Source organism: Deinococcus frigens DSM 12807 (assembly GCF_000701425.1).
GTDB lineage: Bacteria > Deinococcota > Deinococci > Deinococcales > Deinococcaceae > Deinococcus > Deinococcus frigens.
In genome coordinates, this window is the sequence record NZ_JNIW01000106.1 from 1 (window position 1) to 5,843 (window position 5,843).

The following is a 5,843-nucleotide window of genomic DNA, read 5'->3' on the forward strand; positions in this document are numbered from 1 at the left end:
CGGGGTTCTCGCTGGCGCAGTCCTTCTGCGAACAGGGAAGCGAATTTCATGCACCACTCGCGGAGGGTCTCATGACTGACTTGAATGCCGCGCTGGTGCAGCAATTCTTGAACATCTCTGTAGCTGAGTGGGAAGCGGTGGTACAGCCACACAGCGTGCTGGATGATGATCATTAGGAAGCGGTGTCGGTAGGGCTTGGCGTCGGTCACGGATGGTCAGCCTACCCCAGTCCGGTTAAGGCAACACAACCGCTGTGAGCGCCCACTTGCCGTCATCCATCTTCCATGCGAGCTGGACAGCATACTGATCTTCATCAGATAAAGCTCTATTTCTTCCCCTTGCTCTTAACCGACTGGCTTTTCTTCGCGCGGGGCCGCCTGGGTTTGGGCGGCGCAGGGTCTTTCCCAAAAGCACTGGCGCTGATCTGCCGCCAGTAGTCACCGTGAACACGCAGGTCCAGGGGCGTCAGGCTCTCTCCAAACGGGGGTTCCGCCCACACCTGTACCCGCAGGCCCGCCGCCTCCAGCGCGGTGACGATGGCCGCGAAACGTGGGCTGGGACTGGGCGTGGTGGCTACAGTGGTGGCCCCATGTGCGCGGGCGAAGCGAATCACCTCGGCGGCCACGTCGCCGCGCAGAACGTGAACAGGCAAGTCCTGAACACACTCGTGGATAAAGGTCTGGCGTTTGGCACTGACCATCCATTCCGTCAACAACCCATCGTCCCAGACGAATACGGCAGGCCCCTGCGGGTAGGCGACCAGCGCCTCATTGGTGGGCGAGAGGCGGTCACCGTGGACCCACACCACCGCAGCGGAAACGGCCTCAGGCGTGGGCGGCGGCTCCCAGGGAACGTCTTTCAGGGTCATGGGGTCCAGACGACCACTCTCGCCGGGTGCGGCGGCCTTGCCCTCGAACAGGCGCTCGGAGAGGGCGGCGTAGGTAGCGTCGAAGGGACAGCCCGCGTCTTCCAGAGGACAGGCGGCGCAGTAGCGGTCCCCGGCATACTTGACCAGGTTGCCCCGGTTCCACAGGTACGGAAATGCGCGCCAGGTGCTGGCCACCCACTGCCAGCCCAGGTTGTTCGACGATGGATCACCGTCCAGCAGGTGCGTGATGAACCACGCCGCCCCGCCCTGCCACCACAACCGGCGGTGGTGCACGACGTAGCTGGCCAGCCACATCCGGACGTGATTGTGCAGGTAGCCGGACTGCCGCAACTCATCCGACCAGGCATCGATGCAGGACGCCCCGGTCGTGCTGCTGTCGATGTCGGCAGGGAACTCGCGGGCATACGCGGAAGCGGGCAGGCCCGTCTTGTACGGCTCGAAATCCTGCCAGATCAGCTCACCCACCTCGGCGTATACGCGCACGGAATAGTCGCGCCAGCTCAACTCGTTGACGTACTTCCAGACGCGGCTCGGGGCAGTGTCCGGCGCGTGGGCCAGCGCCGCGTCACGCACCTCGGCCAGCGTCAGGACGCCGTGGCGCAGGTAGGGCGAGACACGGCTGACATGGCCGTCCAGGTGGGAGCGGTCCCGTCCGTAGGTCACCGGATCGATGGCGGCCAGAGCCTGGAGTGCCGTGTCCCGCCCGCCACGCGCGAAGCCCTGGTGCTGTGCGTCACGGGCGAACACGTCGGGGAACAGCTCGGCTGGGGCCACGTCTCGCAGGCTCGCGGGCAGGGGAACAGGCGACTGGGGCATCATGGCGAGTGTGTCACCCCCGCACCGGCATTGACGGTGTCCTGAAGCGCAGGTTTCGTTTCTGATCCGGATTGCGGTGAAAATTCGAACTTTCACCCGACTGAAAGGAGGAGCAAACAGGACGCGTCGCGTGGCCAGGAAATAGAGACGGCGCTCTCCTGCCTGGTCTGGAATTGAACGCACTGCGTGTCGGACCCTGGATGGTCGCCCCGTGATCCACTGCGGTGGACTCGCCAGCACGGCGGCGACTCAAACTGATCGAGTCAGACCGCGCCATCAAGCAGATGCTCCCTTAGGCCAGTGGGCCGCAAGGAAGCGCCGTTCAATGCCGGGCGGCCTCTACGGACCTCCGATTGAAAGGTATTGGAACCATCTGGAAGTCCGCCCAGGTTCCCAGGCGTCCCCATGGGCGCTGTTCCGGCCAGGACAGCGAGCAGGAGAACAAGCGGAGTCTGTATCAGGTGTACTTGAGAGCTTCCATCAGTTCCTCGACGATCTCGATGCTGTCGCCCCGCTGGTGGGCGGTGGCGACGTGCGCCTCCAGGTGACCGCGCAACACCACCTCTCCCGCGCCGGACAGCGCGCCCTGGACCGCCTTGATCTGTCTCAACACGTCGATGCAGTAGGCGTCCGGATCGTCCAGCATGCCGACGATGGAATCGAGGTGTCCGCGCGCGATCTTCAGGCGGCGCGACGCCCGCTTGCGGGCGTCTTCCGGCATGCACAGCCGGTCCGGCGCGGCGCAAACGGGCGCATCAGGCTTACGGGCGGAGCTGGGCACCGTAGCCCTCTTCCTTGACGGCGGCCACCAGCGCCTGGGGATCGACCTGGCCCTGCACCTGGGCGCGGCCATCCGTCAGATTCACGTCGACCTGCTCGACGCCGGGAACCCCTTTCAGGGCTTTGGTCACGGCGGTCTGGCAGTGCCCACAGGTCATGCCGCTTACGATCAGTTCAGTCGTCATATTCAGAGTTTAGATCCTCCCCGGTAGGGTGTCAAGGCAGAGGGGCGGTGCGGCCATTTGATTTCGCGGAGATTAAGGTGGGTACGCACATCAAAAGCTTGATTCCAATCGCAGATTTTTCTATAATTGATCAAACCCTCCCAGGGGGGATAAGGAGAACGTATGACGGCAGGCGAACCAACAGTGCTTGAAATCGGCGTGCAGGGCATGACCTGCGCGAGTTGTGTGGGCCGGGTGGAGCGGGGACTGAAGAAGGTGGCGGGGGTCCATGACGCCGCCGTCAATCTGGCCACTGAGCGGGCCAGCGTGCGCTTTGATCCAGCCCAGACCGACGCCCGGACCCTGATCGCCACGGTGCGCGACGTGGGCTACGAACCCGTCACTGCCGAAGTGGACCTGCCCATCACCGGAATGACCTGTGCGAACTGCGTGGGGCGCGTCGAGCGGGCGCTTACCGGGGTAGACGGCGTGCTGAGCGCCAGCGTCAATCTCGCCAGCGAACGTGCCAAGATCAGCTACCTTCCGGCCACCGCCACGCCCGGTCAGCTCCGGGCCGCCGTGCGTGAGGCTGGCTACGGCGTGCTGGAGCAGGAACAGGAGACGTCCGGCGCAGATACCCAGCGGGCCGCCCGCGAGGCCGAGGTCAGGCACCTGCGCGCTCAGGTGGTCTTCAGCGCCGTCTTTGCCGTGCCGCTGCTGCTGATCGCCATGCTGCCGATGCTGTGGCCCGCCCTGGAACGCAGCCTGATGGCGTCGGTTGGCATGGGGGCGCTGAACTGGATCATGCTGGCGTTGGCCGCCCCGGTGCAGTTCGGTCCTGGACGGCGCTTTTACCGCCTGGGCTGGGCCAGCCTGAAGCACCGCAGCCCGGATATGAACGCCCTGGTGATGATCGGCACGTCTGCCGCCTTCTTCTACAGCCTGGTGGTGACCGTGGCTCCGCAGCTCTTTCCGGCGGGCACCGCCCACGTGTATTTCGAGGCGTCGGGCGTGGTCATCACCCTGATCCTGCTGGGCAAGTACTTCGAGGCCCTGGCCAAGGGCCGCAGCAGCGAGGCCATGAAGACCCTGCTTTCCCTGCAACCCAAGGAAGCGCGGGTCCTGCGGGACGGTGAGGAACGCCTGACCCCTGTGGACGAGGTGGGGGTGGGCGACACGCTGCGGGTGCTGCCCGGCGAGAGCATTCCGCTGGACGGCGAGGTGCTGAGCGGCCAGAGTTACGTCAACGAGAGCATGATCACCGGCGAGAGCGTCCCCATTCAGAAAACTGGAGGCGCAGCGGTGATCGGCGGCACCCTCAACGGCAACGGCGCGCTGACTGTACGGACCACCCGCGTCGGCAACGACACGGCGCTGGCCCAGATCATCAAGCTGGTCGAGACGGCGCAGGGCAGCAAACCGCCGATCCAGGGCCTGGCGGACCAGGTGGTGGCCGTCTTTGTTCCCATCGTGCTGGTGATCGCCGCCGTCACGTTCGCGGCGTGGCTGTGGCTGGGCGGTGAGGGCGCGCTCAGTCAGGCCCTGATCAACATGGTGGCGGTGCTGATCATCGCCTGCCCCTGTGCGATGGGCCTGGCCACCCCGGTCAGCGTGATGGTGGGGACCGGTAAGGCCGCCGAGCTGGGCATGCTGTTCAAGAGCGGCACCGCGCTGGAGGGCCTCCAGGCCGCGCAGGTTGTTGCCCTGGACAAGACCGGGACGCTAACGCGCGGTCAGCCTGAACTCACCGATCTGAACATGTCGCCGGGCTTCGGGCGCGCCGATGTTCTGCGCTTGGTGGCCAGTGCCGAGCAGGACAGCGAGCATCCCATCGCCCGCGCCATCGTGAACGCCGCCCGGAGCGAGGGGCTGCCGCTGACCGCGCCCGATTCGTCGCAGGCCGTGCCGGGCTTCGGCCTCGACGCGGTGGTCGGTGGCGTGCGGGTGCAGGTCGGCGCGGACCGCTACATGACGCGGCTCGGCCTGGACCCGGCGGCCTTTGAGGCGCAGGCCGCGCAACTGGGCGATGAGGGCAAGAGTCCGCTGTACGTGGCCCTGGACGGCGCGCTGGCGGCCATTCTGGCGGTGGCCGATCCGATCAAGGACGGCAGCCGCGAGGCCGTGGCGGCGCTGCACCGACAGGGCCTGAAGGTGGCGATGATCACGGGTGACAATGCCCGCACCGCCCAGGCGATTGCCCGGCAACTGGGCATCGATCAGGTTCAGGCCGAGGTGCTGCCGGGCGACAAGGCCGAGGCGGTCCGGGCCTTGCAGCAGGGCGGGCAGAAAGTGGCGTTCGTGGGCGACGGCATCAACGACGCGCCCGCGCTGGCCCAGGCCGACGTGGGCCTGGCGATCGGCACCGGCACCGACGTGGCGGTCGAGACGGCAGATGTGGTACTGATGTCGGGCGATCTGCGCGGCGTTCCCAACGCGCTGGCCCTGTCGCGCGCCACCCTGCGCAACATCCGGCTCAACCTGTTCTGGGCCTTCGCCTACAACGTGCTGCTGATTCCGGTGGCGGCGGGCGTGCTGATTCCCGCCTTCGGCCTGCGGCTGAGTCCGGTGCTGGCTGCCGCCGCGATGGGCTTTTCCAGTGTGTTCGTGCTGACCAATGCCCTGCGGCTGCGGAGCTTCAAACCGCCCCTACCGCCCAGCGCGCCCAGACCCCAGCCCAGCGAACCCGGCGGGCAGCTCGCGGCCACCTGAACGGGGTCCGGGCTGACCCCTGCATTCCCCGGCCTCTGCATGCACCCCCCGCCTTTGCACCATCACCACACCCTGAAAGGAGGTCTGTCCCATGCTCAAACTCACCGTCGGCCCCTGGATCGCCACCCAGAAACTACCGAGCAAAGCGCTGGTCCGTGGGTTGTGTTGCCTTAACCGGACTGGGGTAGGGTGACCATCCATGACCGACGCCAAGCCCTACCGACACCGCTTCCCAATGATCATCATCCAGCACGCTGTGTGGCTGTACCACCGCTTCCCACTCAGCTACAGAGATGTTCAAGAATTGCTGCACCAGCGCGGCATTCAAGTCAGTCATGAGACCCTCCGCGAGTGGTGCATGAAATTCGCTTCCCTGTTCGCAGAAGGACTGCGCCAGCGAGAACCCCGGCGGGGTTCCCGCTGGTACCTGGACGAGGTCTGCACGACGGTGGATGGCGTTCGGCATTGGTTGTGGCGGGCGGTGG

4 protein-coding genes and 2 pseudogenes are annotated in these 5,843 nt (G+C 66.0%); 2 read left to right on the top strand and 4 right to left on the bottom strand.

The window, feature by feature from the left end; all coding sequences use genetic code 11:
- The 4 genes and pseudogenes from Q322_RS22845 to Q322_RS0119355 all read right to left on the bottom strand — a co-directional run.
- Positions 1–209 (bottom strand): annotated as a pseudogene (locus Q322_RS22845) (IS6 family transposase); the annotation flags it as partial.
- Between the two features lie 116 nt (positions 210–325).
- Positions 326–1,705: an FAD-binding domain-containing protein gene (locus tag Q322_RS0119345; RefSeq protein WP_211248938.1), complete on the bottom strand. Its 1,380-nt coding sequence runs from the start codon at positions 1,703–1,705 to the stop codon at positions 326–328.
- Positions 1,706–2,162: 457 nt separating this feature from the next.
- Positions 2,163–2,426, bottom strand: a complete 264-nt coding sequence (locus Q322_RS0119350) for a metal-sensitive transcriptional regulator (RefSeq protein ID WP_029479494.1) — start codon at positions 2,424–2,426, stop codon at positions 2,163–2,165.
- Between the two features lie 40 nt (positions 2,427–2,466).
- On the bottom strand, positions 2,467–2,670 hold the full coding sequence (locus Q322_RS0119355) for a CopZ family metallochaperone (protein ID WP_029479495.1): 204 nt from the start codon (positions 2,668–2,670) through the stop codon (positions 2,467–2,469).
- Between the two features lie 162 nt (positions 2,671–2,832).
- On the opposite strand from Q322_RS0119355, the gene Q322_RS0119360 reads away from it, so the two are divergent.
- Entirely contained in the window at positions 2,833–5,358 is a 2,526-nt protein-coding gene (locus tag Q322_RS0119360; RefSeq protein ID WP_029479496.1) for a heavy metal translocating P-type ATPase, read from the top strand.
- Positions 5,359–5,557: 199 nt separating this feature from the next.
- A pseudogene (locus Q322_RS0119365) lies at positions 5,558–5,843 on the top strand (IS6 family transposase); the annotation flags it as partial.

Coding starts and splice junctions, on each gene's coding strand:
- Q322_RS0119345 (WP_211248938.1), bottom strand. CDS start 1,705: ATGCCCCAGTCGCCTGTTCCCCTGCCCGCGAGCCTGCGAGACGTGGCC.
- Q322_RS0119350 (WP_029479494.1), bottom strand. CDS start 2,426: ATGCCGGAAGACGCCCGCAAGCGGGCGTCGCGCCGCCTGAAGATCGCG.
- Q322_RS0119355 (WP_029479495.1), bottom strand. CDS start 2,670: ATGACGACTGAACTGATCGTAAGCGGCATGACCTGTGGGCACTGCCAG.
- Q322_RS0119360 (WP_029479496.1), top strand. CDS start 2,833: ATGACGGCAGGCGAACCAACAGTGCTTGAAATCGGCGTGCAGGGCATG.